The organism is Roseococcus sp. SDR, from assembly GCF_019083995.1.
GTDB lineage: Bacteria > Pseudomonadota > Alphaproteobacteria > Acetobacterales > Acetobacteraceae > Roseococcus.
This window is the reverse complement of the sequence record NZ_JAHRCU010000024.1, coordinates 1-21,228: the sequence shown is the minus strand read 5'-3', so window position 1 is coordinate 21,228 and position 21,228 is coordinate 1. Positions and strand designations below refer to the sequence as shown.

Below are 21,228 nucleotides of genomic sequence, written 5' to 3'. Positions count from 1 at the left end.
CCGCGCCTCAGCCCTCGCAGGTGGTCCGGATCGCCGCCCGCATCTGGTCCACGGTCGGTTGGGCGCCGCTGGTCTGGCCCAGGGTGATCATCATCTGGCCGAAGGGCGGAAGATGGTGCCGGGTGGCCGCATTCACCGGGTTGCCAAGGTTGGGGATGCCGATGACCCAGATTTGCATCATCTGCCGGGTCGGCGTGAGGTTCCGGGCCGTGACCCGCCAGACGAAGGTCTGGGAGCTCGAGGAACCACCGGCCACGGCTTCCTGGAGCGGAACGCCGAGCGCCAGCACTTCGGCGCAGTTGCGCGCCTGCGCCATGGCGGGAAGCAGCGCGAGGCCGAAGGCCGCAAGGAGAAGGCGTCGCATCGTCACAAGGTCTCCTGTTTCCGATGCTTCGAACTTGTCCAAACGTCATGCCGCGCGCCAATAGGTTGAGCGGACCGCGCCGATCCGCGCCGCCGATTGTCAGGGTGCCGCCCCCAGACAGCCCAGCCCCGCCGGTCATGGCCGCCGGGCATGGCACCGAACCGGGCTTGCGCGGCCGCCGCCAGCCAAAGGTCCGAAGCGGCGCGAGAGCGGCGTCGCCGTCAGTCACGCAGCAGGTCGTTGATGCTGGTCTTGGCGCGTGTCTGCGCGTCCACGCGCTTCACGATCACGGCGCAATAGAGCGAGGGGCCGGGCGAACCATCGGGCAGCGCCTTGCCGGGCAGGCTGCCGGGCACCACGACGGAATAGGCCGGCACGCGGCCCACGAAGATCTCGCCCGTCGCGCGGTCGATGATCTTGGTCGTCGCACTCAGGAAGACGCCCATGGAGAGCACCGAGCCCTGCTCGACGATCACGCCCTCCACCACCTCGGAGCGCGCGCCGATGAAGCAGTCATCCTCGATGATGACGGGGTTCGCCTGCAGCGGCTCCAGCACGCCGCCGATGCCGACACCGCCCGAGAGATGCACGTTCTTGCCGATCTGCGCGCAGGAGCCGACGGTGGCCCAGGTGTCCACCATGGTGTTGGCGCCGACATGGGCGCCGAGATTCACGAAGCTCGGCATCAGCACCACGTTGGGCGCGATATAGGCCGAGTGTCGGGCCACGGCGCCGGGCACGGCGCGGAAGCCCGCCTCCTTCCAGCGGTTCGGCCCCCAGCCGGCCCACTTCAGCGGCACCTTGTCATAGGCGCCGGCGGAGGTGTCCATCGGCGCCGAATCGCTGAGGCGGAAGGAGAGCAGGACGGCCTGCTTCAGCCACTGGTTCACCTGCCAGCCCTGGGCCCCCTTCTCGGCCACGCGGGCCTCGCCACGGTCGAGCATCTCGAGCGCGGCCATCACATCCTCACGCGGGGCGCCTTGCGTCGTGGCGGAGAGCGTGTCGCGCTTCTCCCAAAGGGCTTCGATGCGGGCTTGCAGGGTCATGGCGTGCGGCCTCCTCAGGATGTCGGGCAGAGGCTTCGCAGCGAGGGGGCGGGGTGTCAATCTCGCCCGGCCCTTCCGAGGCGCGGCGGGGGGCTGCTACACGCGGGAAGGCTCGCCACAGGACAACTCAGCATGGCATCGCTTCCCTGGACCGCCCTTCCCGCCCTGGCCTGCGCAATCGGCCTGTCCGGCGCGGCCATCGCGCAGCAACGGCCCCAGGCCCCGGCGCCCGCGCCGGCACCAGCACCGGCCCCTGCCCCGACGCCTGCCCCCGCACCCGCGGCCGACCTGCCGGACCGCACCCAGGCCAATTTCGGCGATTGGCTCATGCGCTGCGAAACCCAGCGCCCGCAGGGCCAGCCCGTGCTCCGCGTCTGCGAGACGGCGATCGCCATGACCGACCAGCGCGGCCAGACGCTGGCCCAGGTCGTCATCGGCCGGATCGGCCGCACCGATGCCTATCGGATGCTGGTGCAATTGCCGCTCGAACTGCGGGTGGATCAGGCCGCGCGCCTGGTGCTCGACCCCGCGGCGACGCCGCTCGAGGCGATCAACATGCCATTCCGCCTGTGCAGCGCCTCGCGCGGTGGCTGCTTCGGCGAAACGGAAGCCATGGCGCCGGCCGTGGTCGCGCGGCTGCGCGCGCGCGGCGAGGGCCAGGGCCGGCTGGATTTCCGCGATAGCGCGGGGCGCGATGTGCAGATCCTGTTCAGCTTCCGCGGCTTCGGCCAGGCCATGGATGCCTTGGCGCGTGAGACGGGCGGCTGAGGCCGCATTGACGCGCGGCACGCGCATGCCAAGCTCCCCGCCTGCTTCCGGGGATCAAGACACTTGGCCGATGCCGACCTGAACAGCGCCGCCTGGCGCATTTCGCCCAGCCGCTACTGGGCCTCCCGCCCGGCGGAGTTCGCCCTGCCGGCAAAACCCCTCTCCCGCTACGTTACCATGCGCGATGGCTGCCGCCTCGCGGTGGATGTCTGGCTGCCGCAAGGTGTGACCGGCCCGGTGCCGGCCATCCTGATCCACACGCCCTATTACCGCCGCTTCGCGATGCGCCCCGATGGCGAGGGCGAATCCTGCCCGAACGCGGCGAAGTTCCGCGACGCCTTCGTGCCGCGCGGTTATGCGCTGGTGGTGGTGGATATTCGCGGCACGGGGGCCAGTTTCGGCACGCGCGACAGCTTCCGCTCGCCGCGCGAGCGCGAGGATGCGCGCGAGATCAGCGACTGGATCGTCTCGCAGCCCTGGTCGGACGGGCGCATCGGTGCCACGGGCATCTCCTATCCCGGCGCGGCCTCGGACTTCCTCGCCAGCACCGGCCACCCGGCCGTGCGCGCCATCATTCCGCTTTTTGCCGTCTGGGACACCTGGGCGGATCACTATTATCCGGGCGGCGTGTTCCTGAACCGGCTGGCGCAGGTCTATGACGAGCTGATGGTCGCGATGGACCATGACCGGCGCGACCTGCTGGGCAAAGTGAGCTACTTCGCCAATCCCGATCTCGCCGGCCCGGCCCCCGTGGATGAGGACGCGGATGGCAGCCTGGTGCGGGAGGCGGTGGCGCAGCATCTCGGCAATTTCCGCATGCCGGATTTCATCACCGACCTCGCCTTCCGCGAGGAGGCGCTGCCCTATGATCCGAATTTCTCCTCGGCGCAGATCAGCCCCTATGCGGTCAGCCACGAGATCCCGAAGGATGTGGCGATCTATGCCGTCTCGGGCTGGCTGGACGGCGTGGGCTACGCCAATTCCGCGATCGCCCGCTACCTGACGATGCGGGGCAATCCCACGCATCTGCTGCTCGGCCCCTGGGATCACGGCGCGCGCTGCAATGTCTCGCCCTGGCGCGGGCGGATCGAGCCGGAATTCGCGCTGCTGGGCGAGATGCTGCGCTTCTTCGACGAATATCTGATGGGCCGGGAGACGGGCCTCAGGGACGAAGCGCCGATCCACTATTTCTCCATGCATGGCGAGACGTGGAACGCGGCCCAGCAATGGCCGCCCATCCCGGAGACCACGCGGCTGCATTTCGCGCCCGGCGCGCTCGGCACCGCGCCCGCGAGCAACGAGGTGGCGCATCATCCGAGCGACTTCGCCTGGGGCTCGGGCGAGGGCACGCGCTATGAGCGTATCGCCGCCATCAACGCGCTCGACTACCACACCGACTGGACCGAGCGCGTGGCCGCCCTGCCCGGCTACGACACCGCGCCCTTCGAGCGCGACATGGTGCTGAGCGGCCATGTGATCGCCGAGCTGATGATCGCCTCCAGCGAGGCCGATGCCTCCATCCTCTGCTACATCTCGGAGATCGAGGCCGACGGCACGGCGCGCTACGTGACCGAGGGCCTGCTGCGCGCCCTGCACCGCAAGGAGGCGCCGAACCCGCCGCATTACCAATCCACCTGGCCCTACCGGACGTTCCATCGCGCCGATGCGAAGCCGCTGACGCCCGGCCAGGCCGAGCGGATGCGCATCCCGCTGCTGCCCACCTCCTGGGTGTTCCGGAAGGGCTCGCGCCTGCGCTTCTCGCTGGCGGGCACCGATGCGCATCACATCAAGCAGATCCCGCATGGCCGGCCGCCCGTGCTGAGCCTGCATCTGGGCGCTTCTGCGCTCGACCTCCCCCTCAAGCCGTATCAGGAGTGACCCGCATGCGTGCCACCCGCCGCGCCCTGCTGACCTTGCCTCTCCTTGGGCCACTTGCGACGCCCGCGCTGGCGCAGATCCCCGCGCGCCCCTTCCGCATGATCCTGCCGCAGCCGCCGGGTTCGGCGAATGACACGGTGGCGCGGATCATCGCCGAGCCCATGGGCCGCGTGCTGGGCCAGCCCGTGGTGGTGGAGAACCGGCCGGGCGCCAACGGCATGGTCGCCATCAACCTGCTCAAGCAGCAGGCGCCGGATGGCTCGGCCATGCTGCTCTCGGGCGTCTCGCAGCTTTCCTTCAACCCGCATCTCTATCCGAACCTCCCCTATGACCCGGTGCGCGACTTCACCTATGTCGCCCCCGTCACGGATGCGCCCTTCATCCTGATCGCGAGCAAGCGCTCGGGCATCACCAGCGTCGCCCAACTGCTGGAGCGCGCGCGGGCCGAGCCGGGGCGGCTGACCTACGCCAGTGCGGGCATCGGCAATTCCACCCATCTCTCGGTCGAGATGATCGCCGACCGCGCGAATGTGCGCTTCACCCATGTGCCCTATCCCGGCACCGGCCAGGCCATGACCAGCGTGATCTCGGGCGAGACGGACTTCATGATCATCGTCCTCGCCGTCGCACTCGGCCAGGTGCGGGCGGGCGCGGTCTCGCCGCTCGCGCTCGTCGCCCCCAGGCGCCTGCCCTTCCTGCCGGACCTCGTGACCCAGGCCGAGGCCGGCATCACGGCGCCGCTCATGCCGGGCTGGTTCGGGCTGGTCGGCCCGGCCGGCGTGCCGGAGCCGGTGGTGAACCAGGTGAACGCCGCGGTGCGCGCCGCACTCGCCGATGAGGGCGTGCAACGGCGCCTCACCGATGTCGTGCTGGTGCCCATCCCCGGCTCGCCGGCGGATCTGCTGGCGCGCATGCGGCAGGATAGCGAGGTCTGGGGGGCCTTCATCCGGGCGCGGGGGCTGCGGCCGGAGTAAGAAAAAATGGCCTCCGGCGGCTGGGGCCGAGAGGCCCCAGACCCCAGGACTGGGGGACATCTTGCCATCGGGGCGGTGTGGGCGTGTGATTCATCCGCAGAAAGGAAACGCCTGATGAAACTCGCCTATTCGCCCGCCAGCCCTTACGTCCGGAAATGCATGGCCGCCGCCATCGCCCGCGGCATCGACGGCCAGATCGAACGCTGGACCATCCCCACCGCGGACCCCGCCTTGGTGCCGGTCAACCCGCTCTCCAAGGTGCCCTCGCTCGTCACGCCCGAAGGCCAGTGCCTCTATGACAGCCCGGTGATCTGCGAATATCTCGACAGCGTCGGCAGCGCCCCCGGCCTCTTCCCGGCACCCGGCCCCGCGCGCTGGAACGCGCTGCGCCAGCAGGCGCTGGGCGATGGCATCATGGACGCGACGCAGCCGCGCCGCCGCGAGGTGGCCCTGCCGCAGGATGAAGGCCGCATCACTTACATCCAGGGCCAGCAGCTCAAGGTCGCGCGCGCGCTGGATGCGCTGGAGGCCGAGGCCGACACGCTGGGCATGCTCACCACCATCGGCGAGATCACCATCGCCTGCGCGCTCGGCTACCTCGATTTCCGCTACGCGCATGAACCCTGGCGCCCGGGCCACCCGAAGCTGGAAGCCTGGTACGCCAAGGTCGTGGCGCTGCCGCCCATGGCGCGCACCATGCCGCCCGCCGGATGACATTTTCGCGACGGGGGTTCGCCGCCCCCCCCGTCGCGCCTAGACTGGGCGGCGCCCAAGGAGACCGCCGCCATGTCCCACACCGACCCGCGCCTCGCCCAGATCGCCGAGCTCATCGAGCTGAAGGCCGATGGCCGCTATGGCCTGGCCGACATCAACCAGCGCCAGCACGCGCTGCAATCCGCCTGGCTCGCCGAGCGCGCCGGCTGCGCGCCCGCGCTGATCGCCGCCGCGCTGCTGCACGATGTCGGCCACATGGTCCACAACCTCGGCGAGAACCCGGCCGAAGAGGGCGTGGACGACGAGCATGAGCGCCTGGGCTACGAATTCCTCACCTCCATGTTCGGCCCCGAGGTGACCGAGCCGGTGCGGCTGCATGTCGCCGCCAAGCGCTATCTCTGCGCGACCGAGGCCGATTATTTCGGCAAGCTCTCCAAGGATTCCGTGCTCAGCCTCAGCCTGCAAGGCGGCCCCATGTCGCCCGACGAGGTCGCCGAATTCGAGGCGGTGCCCGAATACAAGGACGCCGTGCAGCTTCGCCGCTTCGACGAGCAGGCCAAGGTGAAGGGGCTGGAGACGCCGCCCGCTTCGCATTTCATGCAGTATGTCGAGCGCGTGATCCGGCCCGCCTGAGCCAGGCCTACTCCCGCTCGATCCCGGCGCGGCGCACGACCTCGGCCCAGCGGGCGCGCTCGGCCGTCAGCATCGCATCCATCTCCTCCGGCGTGCCGCCCACGGGCTCCGCACCCCAGCCCGCGAGCCGGTCGCGCACCTCGGGGATGCGGATGATCTGGTCGATCTCGCGCGCCAGTCGCCGCCGGATCTCGATGGGCGTGCCGGCAGGGGCCGCGTAGCCCAGCCAGGCATTGGCCTCATAGCCCGCGATGCCCGCCTCCTGCAGCGTCGGCACATCGGGCAGCAGCGAGAAGCGGCGCGCGCCGCCGACAGCCAGCGGACGCAGCGTGCCGTTGCGGAAATCCTCGAGGAAGGAGGGCGCCTGCTCGATGACGAGCTGGATGCGCCCGGCCAGCAGGTCCGTCCGCGCCGGCGCGCCGCCGCGATACTGCACCATCTCCATCTCCACGCCGCCCGCCAGCGCGCGGAACATCTCGACGGTGAGGCGGGACGCCATGCCCGAGGTCGCGAAATTGATCGAGCCCGGGCGGGAGCGTGCGAGGGCCAGGAACTCCGCGACATTGCTGACGCCGAGCGAGGCCGGCACCACCATCACATAGGGGATGAGTGCGACCATTGAGACGCCGACCAGATCGCGCGCCGGGTCATAGGGCAGCGTGCGATAGACGAAGGGGTTCACCGCCATGGGCCCCGGGCTGCCGGCGAGCAGCGTATAGCCATCGGGGGCGGATTTCGCGACCGCATCCGCGCCCAGGATGCCGAAGGCGCCGGCGCGGTTCTCGACCGCCACCTGCTGGCCGAGCGGGCGCGCCAGGTTGTCCGCAATGAGCCGCGCGATGAGGTCGGTGGCGCCGCCCGGTGCGAAAGGGACCACCACGCGCAAGGGCCGCGCAGGCCAGGTCTGGGCATGGGCCAGCGCGGGCGTGGCGAGGGCGGCGAAGGTGGCGCGGCGCGTGAGCTTCATTCGGCGGCCCTCTGCACAAAGAAGCGGTTTTCCGGCCTGGACAGGCCCAGATTGTCACGCAGCGTGCGGCCGGAATACTCCGTGCGGAACAACCCACGCCGCTGCAGTTCCGGCACCACCAGCCGGATGAAACGCTCCAGCCCCGTCGGCACCACGGGGGCCGCGATCATGAAGCCGTCGCAGGCCTTCTCCAGGAACCAGCGCTCCATGAGGTCGGCCACCTGTTTGGCGCTGCCCTTGAAGAAATTGCCGGCCATCTGCGGCAGGATGGCGCGATAGGTCTCGCGCACCGTCATCTTCTGCTCCAGCGCCTTGGCCACGATCGCCTTGCCGATGCCGGTGGGGCCGATATGCTCGAAATCCAGCGCAGGAAACGGCCCGTCCAGCGGATAGGCCGACATCTTCACCCCCACCATCTTCGAGAGATAATCAAGGCCGACCGCGGGCGGCACCAGGTCATCCAGCTCGCGCGCCAGCTGCTCCGCTTCCTCCTCCGTCTCGGCGGCGATGATGGTGACACCGCTCAGGATCTTCAGGCTGTCGGCATTGCGCCCGTATTTCGGCAGGCGGCCCTTGAGGTCGGCATAGAGCTTCTGCGCGCGCTCGATGGTGCCCTCGATGGCGAAGACGCAATCGGCCGTCGCGGCCGAGAGCTCCTTCCCCGTCTCCGACTGGCCGGCGGAGAAGATCACCGGATGCCCCTGCGGCGGCCGCGGCGCGTTCAGCGGGCCGGCCACCTGGAAATGCTTGCCGCGAAAATTCAGCGCATGGACCTTGGACGGATCGAGGAAGCGGCCGGAGGCCTTGTCCTGCGGGAAGGCGTCATCCGCCCAGGAATCCCAGAGCCCCTTCACGATCTGCGCGAATTCCCCCGCGCGCTCGTAGCGGTCATCGCGCGGGACGTGTTCCTCATGGCTGAAGTTCAGCGCATCGCCCGGGTTGGAGGTGGTGACGAGGTTCCACCCCGCCCGCCCCTTGCTGATGTGATCGAGCGAGGCGAAGCGCCGCGCCACCGAGAAGGGCTCGTCATAGGTCGTCGTCGTCGTGGCGACGAGGCCGACATGCTCCGTCACCATCGCGAGTGCGGAGAGCAGCGTCACCGGCTCGAAGACGCCTGGCCGGTCGGACGGGCTGGTCGCGGCGAAGAGGTCGGGCTTGTCGAGGTTGCGCACGCCATTGCCGTCGGCGAGGAACAGGAGGTCGAACTTTCCGCCTTCGGCGATGCGCGCGAGGCGGATGGCGTTCTCGAGATTGCTGGCCGGCTTGTCCCAGGCGGTCGGGTGGCGCCATTCGCCGACATGGGAGCCCTGCGCATTGGCGTTGGCGGCCAGGATCATGTGGTGCGGCATCGGTACCCTCCTGCAATGAGCAAGCTTCGCGCCCAATCCGCCTGCGGTGCAAGAGCGGCTTGACGCTTTCCCTACGCGGCGGCGCAATGGGCGGATGAACCGCCGCACGCTTCTCGCCTCCGCCCTTGCCCTCCCGCTCGCTGCGCCTGCCCTGGCGCAAGGCTTCCCGAGCCGCCCCATCCGCATCCTGGTGGGCTTCGCCGCCGGCGGCTCCACCGATGTCTTCGCCCGCAGCATGGCGCCGCGCCTGCAGGCGCTGCTGGGCCAGCCCGTGGTGGTGGAGAACCGCCCCGGCGCGGGCGGCAATATCGCGACCGAAGCGACGGCGCGCAGCGCGCCCGATGGCTATACGCTGCTGCTGGGCACCATCGGGCCGCTCGCCATCAACCCCACGCTCTACGGCAACCTGCCCTTCGACCCGCTGACCGACCTCACCGCCATCACCCTGGTGGGCGAGGTGCCCAATGTGCTCGCCGTGCCGGCGGACCGGCCCTGGCGCAGCGTGGCGGAGATCATCGCCGCCGCCCGCGCGCGGCCGGGCACGCTGAATTTCGGCTCCTCCGGCGTGGGCTCGGCCGGGCATGTGGCGGGCGAGCAGCTGAACCTGATGGCGAATATCCAGACCACGCATGTGCCCTTCCGTGGTGGCGGCGCGCTGATGCCGGAGCTGCTGGCCGGCCGCGTGGATTTCGCCTTCACCACGGCGCTCAACGCCATCCCGCAGGCCGAGGCCGGGCGGCTGCGCGTGCTGGCCGTGCCGAACGCCACGCGCGTCTCGCTCATCCCCGAGGTGCCGACGGTGGCCGAAAGCGGCCTGCCCGGCTTCGACGGCATGGACTGGGCCGCGCTGATGGGCCCGCGCAACCTGCCCGCGCCCATCCTCGCGCAGCTCAACCAGGCCGCCACCGCCGTGCTGCGCGAGCCGGAGCTGGTGCAGAACATGGCCGGCCGTCGCCTGGTGCTGATGCCCACGACGCCGGAGGAAGCCAGCGCCTTCCTGCGCGCCGAGACCGCGCGCTGGGCGCCCGTGATCCGCGCTTCCGGCGCGCGGCCGGATTGAGCGCGTGCGCGTCTATCTCAGCCACGGCACGCTCTCCTTCCCCGGCTATTTCGGCGAACGCGCATTGGCAGCGTTGCAGCAGCATGCGGAGGTCGTCCGCAACCATGGCGAGGCCGAGTTGCGCGACGAGGCCCTGGCCGAGGCCGCGCAGGGCTGCGACGCCATCATCGCCTATCGCGGCAGCCCGGGCACCGAGGCGACCTTCGCCAACAGCCCACAGCTCAAGGCCTTCCTGCGCTGCGCGGTGGATATCAGCACGGTGGATGTCGCCGCCGCCTCGCGCCACGGCATCCTCGTGACACAAGCCACGCCGGGCTTCGTGGATGCGGTGGTGGAGCTGGGCCTCGGCTTCATGGTGGATCTGGCGCGGGGCGTGAGCCGAGCCGTGCAGGATTACCGCGCGGGCCGCATCCCGGAGGTGCGGCCAGGGCTGCAATTGCGCGGTGCCACGCTCGGCCTCGTGGGCTATGGCCGCATCGCACGGCGGATGGCCGAGGTGGCGACGGCCATGGGCATGCGGGTGCTGGCCCATGACCCGCAGACCGGCACGCACACATTGCCCGAGGTGCTTCAGGCCGACATCATCGTCTGCCTCGCCCTCTCCACGCCGGAGACGCGGCACCTGATGAATGCGGGCGCCTTCGCCGCCATGCGGCGCGGCGCCTTCTTCATCAACCTCTCGCGCGGCGAATTGGTGGATGAAGCGGCGCTGGAGGCCGCGCTGGAATCCGGCCATCTCGCCGGCGCGGCCATGGATGTCGGCAGTTTTCCGGACCAGATGCCCAACCCGCGCCTCGCCGCGCGCGCAGATGTGATCGCCACGCCGCATGTGGGTGGGCTCACGCCCGCCGCCGCCGAGCACCAGGCGATGGACACGGTGCGGCAGATCGCGGCACTCGCCGCCGGGCGAATGCCGGAAGGCGCGGTGAACGGGCCGCAGGCCACGCGGCTGAAACTCGGCGGTTAGAGCATTTTCAAGCCAGGCAGCTTTGCTTGGCGACTCGGAAAATGCGTGAAAACAATGTGCTGGAGCCGTTTCACCGTCTTCGCTTGCGGTGAAATGGCTCTAGCCCCGCTTCCGCCGGTGCCGCCACCAGTCCTGCACGGGCCCCAGCACCAGCAAAGGCGAGGCCGCGAGCGTCATCAAGGCCAGCACAGCCGCCCAACCCCGCGCGCCTGACGCGAAGGCCGCGATCGTGGCACCCGCCAGCGCCCCCACCACGATGCCCCCCAGCGCAAACAGCCCGAGGATCAGCCGGTGCCGGCGGGAGAGCCATTCGGGCGGTGGCACCTCGGGCGGGAGTGGCTTGCCGTCCCGCCCCACATCGGTGATGCGGCCCGGGTCCAGCCCGAAGGGCCGTTCCTCGCTCATCGGAACCTACTTGCCGCCCTTGAGCAGCCCGCCCCAGCCGAGGCCCAGCAGCGCTTCCACCAGCGCGGAGATCTCCGCCTGGAAGCCCGCGAAGCCGGGCGCGCGCTCCACCCGCGCCTCATCCATGTAGAGGCTGCGCGCGATCTCGATCTGGATCGCGTGGATATTCTCGCGCGGGCGGCCGTAATGCCGCGTGATGTAGCCGCCGGCATAGGGATCGTTGCGCTGGACCCTGCGCCCGCGCGCCTGCAGCAGCGCCTCGATGGCGCGTGTGGCGCGCGGCGCGCAGGCCGAGCCATGCGCATCGCCCAGCACGAATTCCGGGCCTTCGCCGTTCGGGCCGATGCCGCTCGGCATGGAGTGGCAATCCACCAGCAGGCAGAACCCGAAGCGCTCGCGCGTCTCGGCCACCAGGGCGGCCAGCGTGGCGTGGAACGGCTCCCACGAAAGCCGCACGCGCCGCTCCGCCTCCTGGAAGGAAAGCCGCCGCCGATAGATCGCCTCGCCATTCGCCACCACGCGCGCGATGGTGCCGAGGCCCGCGCCCACGCGCGGGCTCGCGGAATTCACCCAATCGGGCAGCGGCTCGTCGAACATGCCGGGATCGAGTTCCCAGGGCTCGCGGTTCGCGTCGCACCAGGCGCGCGGGAAGCGGGCGGCGAGCAAGGGCGCGCCCAGCGATGGCGCGGCGGCAAACAGCTCCTCCACGAAGGCGTCCTCGCTCTTGCGCAGCGCCGTGGCGTCCAGCCGCGCGGCGGCCAGGAACTCCTCCGGGTAATCGCGCCCCGAATGCGCGGAGACGAAGACCAGCGGCGCCACGTGATGCACCGGGCGCGTCAGGTCGAAGGCGCGCGGGCGCAATTCGGCCGGGGCGATCATGTCATGCGCCAACGCGCGTCATCCGCGCGGCGCATCCGGGCGATGGCCGAGACCACCCTCGTATTTCTCCTGCGCCTCGGGCGGCAGATAGGCCTGCTCCAGCGCGCGGATCTCATCGAAGCCCGAGAATTTGTGCAGGTTGCCGAGGCGGTGGTTGGAGAGCCGCTCCGTCATCCGCGCTTCCGCCATCGGCCCGTCGCGGCGCAGCTCGGCGGCGAGGTCCCCCATCGCCATGATGGATTGCCGGAGCAGCGCGCCGGGCAGGATGCAGGTGGCGATCCCCAGTTCGCCCATGCGCTCGGCGCTCATGCGCGGCGAGATGCCGGTCATGTTGTAGAAGACCGGGCCCTTCACCTCGCGCGTGATGCGCTCCACCTCCGCCTCGCTCGCGGGCCCTTCGACGAAGGCCTGGTCCGCACCGGCATCCAGGAACGCATTCGCGCGCCAGATCGCCTCCTCCAGCGAGCCGCCATGCGCGCCGCGGCTATCGGTGCGCGCGATGATGAGGAAGCTCGGGTCGATCGCGCTGCGCGTATCGGCCGCCGCGCGGATCTTGGCCACCGCCTCCGTGCGGCCGATCACTTCGCGCCCCGCCACATGGCCGCAGCGCTTCGGCGCCACCTGGTCCTCCAGATGGATTCCCGCCACGCCCGAACGGATGAACTCCTCCACGCAGCGCACCACGTTGATCGCATTGCCATGGCCCGTATCGCCATCCGCGATCACCGGCACGCGCACGGCACTCGCGATCAGCTTCGCGTTCAGCGCCATCTCGCTGAGTGTCGCGAGCCCCGCATCCGGCAGGCCGAGCAGCCCGATCGAGGTGCCGTAGCCGGACATATAGACCGCCTCGAACCCCGCCTCCTCCAGGATCAGCGCCGAGAGCGCATTGTAGCAGCCCGGCACCACCAGCGGCTTGTGCGTGGCCAGCAAGGCGCGAAACCGCTCACCGGGGCGTCCCGTCTGCGCCTGACCCAACCGCATGCCACTCTCCCGTCTTCCGCCGGGCGAGGCCCCGTGCGAGGCTTCCGAGAATAACAGAGGAACGCCGCCATGCCAGATGGATCGCCCGAAGCGCCGCAAGCCACAAAAGAACTCGGGGCCACCGCCATCGCCGAGCACGCCCATGCGCTGACCGAGCTGCTCCGCCTGCGCACCCTGCCCATCGGCATGAAGCTCTTCCGCGACCCCGACGAGATGGCCGCCGTCCCCGGCCTGCGCCGGCCCACGCCGGGCAAGCGCTTCTCCACCTGCCAGCTTGTCACGCAAGCGCGCCTCGCCGGCTTCACGCTCGGCGTGACGCACGAGAACGTGCCCGAATTCAGCAATTGCGGCGGCGTGATCGGCCTGAACACGCCCTCCGAGCTCTACCTCTCCGGCCGCAAGATGGAGGGCGTCTGGTTCGAGAACATCGAGGCCTCGGCCGCACACCAGGCGCAGATGCCCCGCGTGCCCGCCGAATACCACGGCCTCGTCATCTCGCCGCTGCGCGCCGCGCGCCTCGACCCGCCCGACATCTGCCTCTTCTACGGCAACCCGGCGCAGATGATTTTGTTCATCAACGGGCTGCAGTGGCGCAACTACCAGCGCTACGACTTCTCCATCACCGGCGAGAGCGCTTGCGCCGATAGCTGGGGCCGCGCCCTGCGCGACCGCACCGTCTGCCTCTCGCTCCCCTGCTACGCCGAGCGCCGATATGGCGGCGTCGCGGATGACGAGATGCTGATGGCCTGCCCGCCGGCCGACCTGGCCCGCGCGGTGACGGGGCTGCGCGGGCTTTCGAAAGCCGGACTGCGCTATCCGATCATGCCCTATGGGCCGCAGGCCGATCCCGCCGAGGGGATGGGGAAGAGCTACGCAGGAAAAAGCTAAGCCGGGCTCTGCCCGGCACCCGCCGGGGCCTCAGGCCCCGCACCCCACCACCGCAACGCCCATCCAGGGGCGGAGAACCTCGGGGACCAGAATGGTCCCGTCGGGCTGCTGGTGGGTTTCCATCACCGCGATCAGGGCACGGCCCACGGCCACGCCCGAGCCGTTCAGCGTGTGCGGCAAGACCATTTCCTTGCCGCGCTTGAACCGCGCCTTCATCCGCCGCGCCTGGAAATCCCGGCAATTCGAGCAGGAGGAAATCTCCCGCCAGGCCTTCTGCCCTGGCAGCCAGACCTCCAGGTCATAGGTCCGCGCCGCCCCGAAGCCCGTATCGCCGGCACACAGGAACACCCGCCGCCAGGTCAGCCCCAGCGCCGTCAGCACCGCCTCGGCACAGCGCGTCATGCGCTCATGCTCGGCATCGCTGTCCTCCGGCCGCGTGATGGAAACCATCTCCACCTTGCTGAACTGGTGCTGGCGCAGCATGCCGCGCGTGTCCCGCCCCGCCGAACCGGCCTCAGACCGGAAGCAGGGCGTCAGCGCCGTGTAGCGCAAAGGCTCCACCGGCTCGGCGATCACCTGGTCGGCGACGAGGTTCGTCAGCGGCACCTCGGCCGTCGGGATCAGGTAGTGATCGCCCGTCTTGAACAGGTCTTCCTCGAACTTCGGCAGCTGGTTCGTGCCATAGAGCGTGGTGGCGTTCACCAGCAGCGGCGGCGCCACTTCCATGTAGCCATGCGTGTCCACATGCAGGCCCAGCATCCATTGCCCAAGCGCCCGCTCCAGCCGCGCGAGCTGGCCCTTCAGCACCACGAAGCGGCTGCCCGAAAGCCGCGTCGCCGCGGTGAAGTCCATCAGGCCCAGCGCCTCACCCAGCTCGAAATGCTGCTTGGCGTCGGGCAGTTCGGCGGGCGTACCGTGGGTGTGCAGCACGACATTGGCCGTCTCGTCGCGGCCCTCGGGCACCTCGGCATCGAGGATGTTCGGCAGAACCTCCAGCGCGGCCGTCAGCTCGCGCTCACGCTGGCCCGGCAGGTCGGAGGCGGCGGCGGCCTGAATGGCGGCGACCTCGGCCTTCAGACGCTCCGCCTCATCCTTGTCGCCGCGCTTCATGGCCGCGCCGATCTCGCGGCTGAGTTCGTTGCGGCGGCTCTGCGCCGCCTCGGTGCCGCGGATCGCCTCGCGCCGAGCCTCGTCGAGTGCGATCAGCGTCGCGGACTGCGGCGCCAGCCCCCGCCGCGCCATCGCCGCGTCGAATGCGGCCGCATCGGCGCGCACCGCCCTGATGTCATGCATGGTCAGTTCACCGTGAAGAGAGAGACTACGCCGTTTCTTCCGGCGGCGGCTTGGGCGTCATCCAGGCCGCGAAGAGGATCGAGATCTCGTAGAGCAGGATCAGCGGCACGGCGAGGCCGACCTGACTGATCACATCCGGCGGCGTGATGATCGCGGCCAGCACGAACATCCCCACGATCGCGTAGCGCCGCCCCTTGCGCAGGCTCGCCACGCTGAGGATGCCCACGCGGCACAGCAGCACCAGCGCCACCGGCATCTGGAAGGCGAGGCCGAAGGCCAGGATCATGTGCATGACGAGCGAGAGATACTCGCTCACCTTCGCCTCCAGCTGGATCGGCACCGTGCCGGCGCCGGCCGGCGTCTCGAAGCTGATGAAGAAGTGCCAGGCCAGCGGGAAGATGAAGTAATAGGCCAGCGCCGCGCCCAGCAGGAACAGGATGGGCGAGGCGACCAGGAAGGGCATGATCGCCCGCTTCTCGCTCCGGTACAGGCCCGGCGCGATGAAGAGCCAGAGCTGCGTCGCCCAGATCGGGAATGAGAAGAAGACGGCGCCGAAGAAGGCCACCTTCAGATAGGTGAAGAAGGCCTCGTAGAGCGCCGTGAAGATCATCCGGCGGTCGCCACCGCCCTGCTCATACAGGACGTTGGCGAGCGGCGCGGCCAGGAAGCCGTAGATGTTCGTGCTGAAATAATAGCAGAGCGCGAAAGCGATGAAGAAGGCGCCAACCGACCAGAGGAGCCGCTGGCGCAGCTCCATCAGATGCTCGATGAGCGGCATCGGCTTGTCGTTGATGGGATCGTCGTCTTGCGCGGTATTGGACAAGGCGGCCTCAGGCGGTCTTGGCGGCGGCTTCCGCCGCGGGCGTGTCAGGGGTCGCGGTCGTGGGCGCAGGCGGGGTCACGGGCGCCGGCGCGGGCGGCGGCGCCACATTCAGCGGCGCGGGCGTGGACGGCGGCACGAAGGAGGGCATGTCGGGCGCCGGCGGCGGGGGCACCGGATCGGGCGCCTTGTAGGGCGCCATGGTCTGCGGCGGGATCATCGCGGGCGCATCGGGCGTGTCGCGCGCGGTCGGCGGGGGCGTCCAGGCCGGCGTGCTGCTGCCGCCCAGCGGATTCTCGGAGAAGGTCTTGGTCAGCGTGCCGTCGGCATCCACCGTCTTGGTGATCTCACCCTTCAGGTCGAAGCTGCGGATCTCGTTGATCGCGCCCTTCACCTCGGCGATCTGGTTGCGGACCTCGTCCAGCTTCGCCTCGCGCACCAGCTCATCCGCCTGCTGCTGGAAGCTGGCCAGCTTCTTCTTGCCGGTCTTGATGAGGTCCGCGATTCCGCGAATGGCGCCGGGCAGGTCCTTGGGCCCGATCACCACCAGCGCCACCACGGCGATCAACAAAATCTCGGACCAGGCGAGGTCGAGCATCCCATCCCCAATACGGTTTCCGCGGCCCTGGATACCAGCAGCCCGGCGCGCCGCCAATGCGGCTTGGCGCTATCTAGGCGCTCAGGGGCTCGGTTGCACCGGGGACACCCCCCTGGATGCGCGGAAAAGCGAAGGCGCGGCCCGGATCCAGCGCCACACCGACCATCTGGCCGCGCACCAGCGTGGCGCCGGGGGGCAGGCGGGCATGCAGGTGGAGCACGCCGCCCTCCCCATCGGCCACCGCCATATGGACCAGCGTGGTGGCGCCCAGCAGGCGGCAGGCCTCGACCTCGGCCAGCGTGCTGCCCTCCTGCCCGGCGGGCACCACACGCAGCCCCTCGGGGCGGAGCAGCAATTCGGCCGCGCTGCCATCGGGCAGGCCCCCGGCGGGCGCGCAGCCGATGACGCTGACGGCCTGGCCCTCGCGAATCCGGGCCGGCAGGCGGTTCACCTCGCCCAGGAAGGTGGCGACGAAGGGGTCGGCGGGCTGGAGATACAGCTCCTCGGGCGTGCCGAGCTGGACCACCCGCCCCTCCCGCATCAGGGCGATGCGGTCGGCCATGAACATCGCCTCCTCGGCGTCATGGGTGACGATCAGGGCCGGGATCCCGGCCTCCTGCAGCACATGCAGCGTGTCGTCCCGCACCTGCTCCCGCAGCCGGGCGTCGAGGCTCGCGAAGGCCTCGTCCAGCAGCAGCACGGCCGGGCGCGGCGCCAGCGCCCGGGCCAGCGCGACCCGCTGCTGCTGCCCGCCCGAGAGCTGGTGCGGCCAGGCGCTGGCATAGGCTTCCAGGCCGACCCGGGCCAGCGCCTCGGCCACGCGCCAGACGCGGTCGCCCTTGGGCATGCCGCGCAGGCCGAAGGCCACATTCTCCTGCACGGTCAAATGCGGAAACAGCGCGTAGTCCTGGAAGACGAAGCCCACATGGCGCGCCTCGGGCGGGATGTCCTGCCCCGGTTCGGCCAGCACCTTGCCATCGAGGAGGATGCGGCCCTGCTGCAGATGCTCAAGCCCGGCCACGAGGCGCAGCAGCGTCGTCTTGCCATCGCCCGAGGGGCCGAGCAGGCAGACGATTTCGCCCCGCGCCACCTCGATGGTGATGCCGCGCAGCACCTCGCGCTCGCCATAGCTGTGGCGGATCTCGGAGAGAATGAGGCTCATGCTGCCTTTTGGGCGGGTCGGCCCGCCCTGTCCATAAGGGTCAGGCCGCGTGCTGGCCCTCGGCGATGAGCGGCGGCGCGCCGGTCGGCGGCGGCGCCAGTTCCATGGCCGCGATGTCGCTCGAGACCAGCTCCTCCTTGCGGGGCAGCTCGTTCAGCGATTTCAGGCCGAACTGGTCCAGGAAGCGGGCGGTGGTGGCCCAGAGGGTGGGGCGGCCCGGCGCCTCCTTGCGGCCGCGCGGCGCGATCAGCCCGGCATCCAGCAGCGCGTCCAGGCTGGCCTGGGCCAGCGCCGCGCCGCGGATCTCCTCGATCTCGGCGCGGGTAACGGGCTGGTGGTAGGCGACGATGGACAGCGCCTCCATCGCCACGCGCGGCAGGCGGCGCGGCACCTCCACCACGCGGGTGATGGCCGGCGCCAGGTCCTGCGCGGTGCGGAAGGCATAGCCGCCGCCCACCTCCACCAGCTCCACCGGCCGGCCGGCGGTGCGGGCGAGCAGCGCCGTCAGCACGCTCTGCGCATCAATGCCGGGCGGGAGCGCGAGCTGCACGCGGGCCGCCGGGACCGGGCGTTCGGAGGCGAAGATCAGCGCCTCGGCCACGCGCAGGCCGTGCTCGAAATCGGCCGGGTTCACGGCGGGCGTCTCGGCCGGGGCTTCGATGTCGGTGTCAGCTGGCATGATAGAGGTCCCCCTCGTGACGGCGCAGCAGGATGGGGCCGAAGACCTCCTCCTGGCGCAATTCGACGCCGCCGCCGCGTGCGGCTTCCAGCGCGGCGATCAGCGTGCTGGCCACCGCCGCCTTGCGATCGAGCGGCGAGAGCAGCCCGTCCGGCAGAAAGCTTGCGAGCGTGTTCCAGCCCGGCGTGCTGCCGATCAGCCATTGCAGCCGGGCCAGCGCCTCGGCCACCGACCAGAGCTTGCGCGGCTTGGGCGTGAAGGGCCGGTCCGCCGCCCCCCGCCGCCGCGCCGTGGCATAGGCGCGCAAGAGCGAAGCGAGGTCGGCCACGATGCCCGAACGGTCCTCCACGCGCAGCGATTCCGGGGCGCCGCGGGCAAACACCTCGCGCCCCAGCTGGGCGCGGCTCTGCAGCCAGGCGGCGGCGGCGCGCATGCGGTCCAGCTCGGCCAGGCGCTCCGTCAGGCGGTGCGCGGCGAGGATGGGGTCCTCTTCCTCCGGCCCGCGCTCCTCCTCGGGCAGCAGCAGGCGGGATTTCAGCCAGGCGAGCCAGGCGGCCATGACGAGCCAGTCCGCGGCGAGTTCCAGGCGGACGCGGCGCGCGCCTTCGACGATGGCGAGGAACTGGTCCACGAGTGCGAGGATGGAGATCTGGCGGATATCCACCTTCTGCGCGCGCGCCAGTTCCAGCAGCACGTCGAGCGGGCCCTGGTAGCCCTCCAGCTCGAGCTGGAGCGATTCCTGGACGCCGCTCAAGGGTTCACTCCGGCGGCGCGCAGCGTGAAATCGAAGGCGGGGCGGATGATCTCGCGGAGGAAGACATCCATGGGCTGGAAGGCCGGGATCAGCGCCGGCAGCAGGAAGAGCACGCCGAGGACGATGAACAACCCCGCCGGTTCCAGCCGCGCATAGGCCATGGCAGCCCGCATCGGCAGCAGGCCCACCATGATGCGGCCGCCGTCCAGCGGCGGAATGGGAAAGAGGTTGAACAGGCCGAGCACCAGATTCGCGAGGATGGAAAGGGCCAGGAAGCGATAGACCAGCGCCATCGAGTCGGCCGAGAGAGAACCCTCCAGCCAGGAGGCGGGGTGGATCAGCAGGGCCGCGATGAAGGCCAGAACGAAATTCATGGCCGGCCCGGCGATGGCCACCCACATCATCCCCACGCGCGGATTGGCGAAGTTGCGCACATCCACCGGCACGGGCTTGGCCCAGCCGAACATCACATCCACGCGCCCCGTGGCCAGAAGCTGCGAGACGAGCAGGATGCCCGGCACCAGCAGCGTCCCCACCGGGTCCACATGGCGGATCGGGTTCAGGGAGATGCGGCCCATCCACTTGGCCGTGGGGTCGCCCAGGGAGAGCGCCGCATAGCCATGCGCCGCCTCATGCAGGGTGATGGCGATGACGCTCGCCATCACCGCGATGGCGAGCTGGGGCAGCATCTCGAGCACGCGGCTAGAGCAGATCGCGTTCGGATGGAATCATCTGAACGCGTGAAGATGCTCTGAAAACAAAGGCCAGAGCCTGCGAAGTGAGCGGCAGCGAGCGCAGCATGCCCTAGGCCGCCCGGCTTTGCCCGCGCGAGGCGGCGAGGCGGGCCGCCGCGCGCTCGGTGAGCGGCGGGGCGGCCTCCAGCACCGAGGCGGTCTCGGCGAATTTGCCCGAGCAATGCAGCACCGCGTCGCAGCCCGCGCCAAGGGCGGCCAGCGTGAGCTCCGCGAAATTGCCGGCCAGCGCCTTCATCCCGAGGTCGTCCGAGAGGAGAAAACCCTCGAAGCCGATCTCGCCGCGGATCACCTGGGCGATCACCTGGGGCGAGAGGGTGGCGCAGCGGGCCTCGTCCAGCGCGGTGTAGAGGATATGCGCCGTCATGCCCCAGAGGTCGGGAGTGCCCAGCGCCCGGAAGGGCGCGAAATCGGCGGCGAGCTCTGCGCGGCTGGCGGTCACGACCGGCAGCGCTTCATGGCTGTCCAGCGTCGCGCGGCCATGGCCGGGGATGTGCTTGATGACGGGCTGCACGCCGGATTGCCGCAGGCCCGCGATCCAGGCGCCGGCGAGGCGCGTGACCTCGGCCGGATCGGCGGAAAAGGCGCGATCGCCGATCACCTGGTGCATGCCCGGCAGGCGGAGATCCAGCACCGGGGCGCAGACCACATCGAGACCGACGGCGCGGCATTCGGCGCCGATCGCGGCGGCGGTGGCCTGGGCGGCGGCCTCCGGGCCATTCTCGAAGGTGGCAGCCGGGGGATGGGCGCGCCAATGCGGCGGCTTGAGGCGCGCCACGCGGCCGCCCTCCTGGTCCACCAGGATGGGTGCCTCGCGGCCCAGGCACTCGCGCATTTCGGCGGTCAGCGCGCGAAGTTGGGCGGGGTCGGCCACGTTGCGGGCGAAGAGGATGGCGCCGAGCGGGCGGTGACGGCGCAGCAGGGTCGCCTCCTCCGCCGTGAGGCGGAGGCCCGAGACCCCGATGATGGCGGCCTTCATCTCAGCCACCCGCCGGGATGCAGGCGATCTCCCGCGCGCGGATGGGCTCGCAGAAGGCGCGGGCGGCGGCGGCATCTGCGAAGCCGCCGGTGCGGACGCGCCAGAGGGTCGGCTGCCCGTCCCGCTCCAGCCGCGTGATGATGGGCTGCCGGCCCGCGAGTTCAGGAATGCGGCGCTGCAGGCGCTCCCACTCGGTGCGGGCGGCCTCCTCGCTGCGGGTCGCGGCGAACTGCACCATGAAGCGGCCGCCGGCGGCCGGCGCGGGCCGGGCCTGTTGCGCGGGTGCGGGCGTCGCGGCCGGGCGCGCGGCGGGCT

Annotated in this window: 24 protein-coding genes; 8 read left to right on the top strand and 16 right to left on the bottom strand. The window is 70.4% G+C overall.

The window, feature by feature from the left end:
• Positions 1-7: 7 nt before the first annotated feature.
• Positions 8-364 (bottom strand): hypothetical protein, encoded by a 357-nt coding sequence (locus KTR66_RS21170; protein WP_213616169.1) that lies wholly within the window; start codon positions 362-364, stop codon positions 8-10.
• A 221-nt stretch (positions 365-585) separates the two neighbouring features.
• Positions 586-1,410, bottom strand: coding sequence for a 2,3,4,5-tetrahydropyridine-2,6-dicarboxylate N-succinyltransferase (gene dapD / locus KTR66_RS21165; protein ID WP_213616167.1), 825 nt, complete (start codon positions 1,408-1,410; stop codon positions 586-588).
• A 132-nt stretch (positions 1,411-1,542) separates the two neighbouring features.
• On the opposite strand from dapD, the gene KTR66_RS21160 reads away from it, so the two are divergent.
• The 5 genes from KTR66_RS21160 to KTR66_RS21140 all read left to right on the top strand — a co-directional run bounded on the left by KTR66_RS21160 (position 1,543) and on the right by KTR66_RS21140 (position 6,377).
• Positions 1,543-2,178 (top strand): invasion associated locus B family protein, encoded by a 636-nt coding sequence (locus KTR66_RS21160; protein ID WP_213616165.1) that lies wholly within the window; start codon positions 1,543-1,545, stop codon positions 2,176-2,178.
• A 63-nt stretch (positions 2,179-2,241) separates the two neighbouring features.
• Positions 2,242-4,056: a CocE/NonD family hydrolase gene (locus tag KTR66_RS21155; protein ID WP_213616163.1), complete on the top strand. Its 1,815-nt coding sequence runs from the start codon at positions 2,242-2,244 to the stop codon at positions 4,054-4,056.
• Positions 4,057-4,061: 5 nt separating this feature from the next.
• Complete coding sequence (locus tag KTR66_RS21150) at positions 4,062-5,030, top strand: tripartite tricarboxylate transporter substrate binding protein (protein ID WP_213616161.1); 969 nt, start codon at positions 4,062-4,064, stop codon at positions 5,028-5,030.
• A gap of 114 nt (positions 5,031-5,144) precedes the next feature.
• Positions 5,145-5,744 (top strand): glutathione S-transferase N-terminal domain-containing protein, encoded by a 600-nt coding sequence (locus tag KTR66_RS21145; protein WP_213616159.1) that lies wholly within the window; start codon positions 5,145-5,147, stop codon positions 5,742-5,744.
• Between the two features lie 72 nt (positions 5,745-5,816).
• Positions 5,817-6,377, top strand: coding sequence for an HD domain-containing protein (locus KTR66_RS21140; RefSeq protein ID WP_213616157.1), 561 nt, complete (start codon positions 5,817-5,819; stop codon positions 6,375-6,377).
• Positions 6,378-6,384: 7 nt separating this feature from the next.
• Here the strand turns inward: KTR66_RS21140 and KTR66_RS21135 are convergent, their stop codons facing one another.
• On the bottom strand, positions 6,385-7,344 hold the full coding sequence (locus tag KTR66_RS21135) for a tripartite tricarboxylate transporter substrate binding protein (RefSeq protein WP_213616155.1): 960 nt from the start codon (positions 7,342-7,344) through the stop codon (positions 6,385-6,387).
• Positions 7,341-8,693 (bottom strand): LLM class flavin-dependent oxidoreductase, encoded by a 1,353-nt coding sequence (locus KTR66_RS21130; protein ID WP_213616153.1) that lies wholly within the window; start codon positions 8,691-8,693, stop codon positions 7,341-7,343. The genes KTR66_RS21135 and KTR66_RS21130 overlap by 4 nt, the downstream gene beginning before the upstream one ends.
• Before the next feature lie 94 nt (positions 8,694-8,787).
• Between KTR66_RS21130 and KTR66_RS21125 the strand changes: the two genes are divergently transcribed.
• Positions 8,788-9,753, top strand: a complete 966-nt coding sequence (locus KTR66_RS21125) for a tripartite tricarboxylate transporter substrate binding protein (RefSeq protein ID WP_213616151.1) — start codon at positions 8,788-8,790, stop codon at positions 9,751-9,753.
• 4 nt (positions 9,754-9,757) lie between these two features.
• Positions 9,758-10,720, top strand: a complete 963-nt coding sequence (locus KTR66_RS21120) for an NAD(P)-dependent oxidoreductase (RefSeq protein ID WP_213616149.1) — start codon at positions 9,758-9,760, stop codon at positions 10,718-10,720.
• Positions 10,721-10,819: 99 nt separating this feature from the next.
• On the opposite strand, the gene KTR66_RS21115 is transcribed toward KTR66_RS21120, so the two are convergent.
• Genes KTR66_RS21115 through KTR66_RS21105 form a run of 3 tightly spaced genes read right to left on the bottom strand, consistent with a single transcriptional unit; the run spans position 10,820 to position 12,988 of the window.
• Entirely contained in the window at positions 10,820-11,125 is a 306-nt protein-coding gene (locus tag KTR66_RS21115) for a hypothetical protein (RefSeq protein ID WP_213616147.1), read from the bottom strand.
• A 6-nt stretch (positions 11,126-11,131) separates the two neighbouring features.
• Positions 11,132-12,004: an N-formylglutamate amidohydrolase gene (locus tag KTR66_RS21110; protein WP_213616145.1), complete on the bottom strand. Its 873-nt coding sequence runs from the start codon at positions 12,002-12,004 to the stop codon at positions 11,132-11,134.
• 18 nt (positions 12,005-12,022) lie between these two features.
• Positions 12,023-12,988: an oxaloacetate decarboxylase gene (locus tag KTR66_RS21105; RefSeq protein WP_213616143.1), complete on the bottom strand. Its 966-nt coding sequence runs from the start codon at positions 12,986-12,988 to the stop codon at positions 12,023-12,025.
• A 69-nt stretch (positions 12,989-13,057) separates the two neighbouring features.
• On the opposite strand from KTR66_RS21105, the gene KTR66_RS21100 reads away from it, so the two are divergent.
• Complete coding sequence (locus KTR66_RS21100) at positions 13,058-13,876, top strand: DUF169 domain-containing protein (RefSeq protein ID WP_213616141.1); 819 nt, start codon at positions 13,058-13,060, stop codon at positions 13,874-13,876.
• A gap of 30 nt (positions 13,877-13,906) precedes the next feature.
• Here KTR66_RS21100 and serS read toward each other — a convergent pair whose 3' ends face one another.
• The 9 genes from serS to KTR66_RS21055 form a co-directional block, all read right to left on the bottom strand.
• A complete protein-coding gene (gene serS, locus KTR66_RS21095) occupies positions 13,907-15,169 on the bottom strand; it encodes a serine--tRNA ligase (protein ID WP_213616139.1) in 1,263 nt (420 codons plus the stop codon).
• Between the two features lie 25 nt (positions 15,170-15,194).
• On the bottom strand, positions 15,195-15,947 hold the full coding sequence (gene tatC, locus KTR66_RS21090) for a twin-arginine translocase subunit TatC (RefSeq protein ID WP_213616247.1): 753 nt from the start codon (positions 15,945-15,947) through the stop codon (positions 15,195-15,197).
• Positions 15,948-15,999: 52 nt separating this feature from the next.
• Positions 16,000-16,587: a Sec-independent protein translocase protein TatB gene (gene tatB, locus KTR66_RS21085; protein ID WP_213616137.1), complete on the bottom strand. Its 588-nt coding sequence runs from the start codon at positions 16,585-16,587 to the stop codon at positions 16,000-16,002.
• Between the two features lie 73 nt (positions 16,588-16,660).
• A complete protein-coding gene (locus KTR66_RS21080) occupies positions 16,661-17,749 on the bottom strand; it encodes an ABC transporter ATP-binding protein (RefSeq protein WP_213616135.1) in 1,089 nt (362 codons plus the stop codon).
• A gap of 40 nt (positions 17,750-17,789) precedes the next feature.
• Positions 17,790-18,428 (bottom strand): SMC-Scp complex subunit ScpB, encoded by a 639-nt coding sequence (scpB, locus tag KTR66_RS21075; protein ID WP_213616133.1) that lies wholly within the window; start codon positions 18,426-18,428, stop codon positions 17,790-17,792.
• Positions 18,418-19,182, bottom strand: a complete 765-nt coding sequence (locus KTR66_RS21070) for a ScpA family protein (protein WP_213616131.1) — start codon at positions 19,180-19,182, stop codon at positions 18,418-18,420. The genes scpB and KTR66_RS21070 overlap by 11 nt, the downstream gene beginning before the upstream one ends.
• Positions 19,179-19,871, bottom strand: a complete 693-nt coding sequence (locus KTR66_RS21065) for a site-2 protease family protein (protein WP_249732323.1) — start codon at positions 19,869-19,871, stop codon at positions 19,179-19,181. Before KTR66_RS21065 ends, KTR66_RS21070 begins: the two co-directional genes overlap by 4 nt.
• A gap of 115 nt (positions 19,872-19,986) precedes the next feature.
• On the bottom strand, positions 19,987-20,913 hold the full coding sequence (nagZ, locus tag KTR66_RS21060; RefSeq protein ID WP_249732320.1) for a beta-N-acetylhexosaminidase: 927 nt from the start codon (positions 20,911-20,913) through the stop codon (positions 19,987-19,989).
• Position 20,914: 1 nt separating this feature from the next.
• Positions 20,915-21,228, bottom strand: a 314-nt coding sequence (locus KTR66_RS21055; RefSeq protein ID WP_249732319.1) for an SPOR domain-containing protein, incomplete at its 5' end; no start/stop codon positions are given.

Bases quoted from the DNA above. Each gene is read 5' to 3' on its own strand.
- KTR66_RS21170 (WP_213616169.1), bottom strand. From the start codon at position 364: ATGCGACGCCTTCTCCTTGCGGCCTTCGGCCTCGCGCTGCTTCCCGCC.
- dapD (WP_213616167.1), bottom strand. From the start codon at position 1,410: ATGACCCTGCAAGCCCGCATCGAAGCCCTTTGGGAGAAGCGCGACACG.
- KTR66_RS21160 (WP_213616165.1), top strand. From the start codon at position 1,543: ATGGCATCGCTTCCCTGGACCGCCCTTCCCGCCCTGGCCTGCGCAATC.
- KTR66_RS21150 (WP_213616161.1), top strand. From the start codon at position 4,062: ATGCGTGCCACCCGCCGCGCCCTGCTGACCTTGCCTCTCCTTGGGCCA.
- KTR66_RS21145 (WP_213616159.1), top strand. From the start codon at position 5,145: ATGAAACTCGCCTATTCGCCCGCCAGCCCTTACGTCCGGAAATGCATG.
- KTR66_RS21140 (WP_213616157.1), top strand. From the start codon at position 5,817: ATGTCCCACACCGACCCGCGCCTCGCCCAGATCGCCGAGCTCATCGAG.
- KTR66_RS21135 (WP_213616155.1), bottom strand. From the start codon at position 7,344: ATGAAGCTCACGCGCCGCGCCACCTTCGCCGCCCTCGCCACGCCCGCG.
- KTR66_RS21130 (WP_213616153.1), bottom strand. From the start codon at position 8,693: ATGCCGCACCACATGATCCTGGCCGCCAACGCCAATGCGCAGGGCTCC.
- KTR66_RS21125 (WP_213616151.1), top strand. From the start codon at position 8,788: ATGAACCGCCGCACGCTTCTCGCCTCCGCCCTTGCCCTCCCGCTCGCT.
- KTR66_RS21115 (WP_213616147.1), bottom strand. From the start codon at position 11,125: ATGAGCGAGGAACGGCCCTTCGGGCTGGACCCGGGCCGCATCACCGAT.
- KTR66_RS21110 (WP_213616145.1), bottom strand. From the start codon at position 12,004: ATGATCGCCCCGGCCGAATTGCGCCCGCGCGCCTTCGACCTGACGCGC.
- KTR66_RS21105 (WP_213616143.1), bottom strand. From the start codon at position 12,988: ATGCGGTTGGGTCAGGCGCAGACGGGACGCCCCGGTGAGCGGTTTCGC.
- KTR66_RS21100 (WP_213616141.1), top strand. From the start codon at position 13,058: ATGCCAGATGGATCGCCCGAAGCGCCGCAAGCCACAAAAGAACTCGGG.
- serS (WP_213616139.1), bottom strand. From the start codon at position 15,169: ATGCATGACATCAGGGCGGTGCGCGCCGATGCGGCCGCATTCGACGCG.
- tatC (WP_213616247.1), bottom strand. From the start codon at position 15,947: ATGCCGCTCATCGAGCATCTGATGGAGCTGCGCCAGCGGCTCCTCTGG.
- tatB (WP_213616137.1), bottom strand. From the start codon at position 16,587: ATGCTCGACCTCGCCTGGTCCGAGATTTTGTTGATCGCCGTGGTGGCG.
- KTR66_RS21080 (WP_213616135.1), bottom strand. From the start codon at position 17,749: ATGAGCCTCATTCTCTCCGAGATCCGCCACAGCTATGGCGAGCGCGAG.
- scpB (WP_213616133.1), bottom strand. From the start codon at position 18,428: ATGCCAGCTGACACCGACATCGAAGCCCCGGCCGAGACGCCCGCCGTG.
- KTR66_RS21065 (WP_249732323.1), bottom strand. From the start codon at position 19,871: ATGCTGCCCCAGCTCGCCATCGCGGTGATGGCGAGCGTCATCGCCATC.
- nagZ (WP_249732320.1), bottom strand. From the start codon at position 20,913: ATGAAGGCCGCCATCATCGGGGTCTCGGGCCTCCGCCTCACGGCGGAG.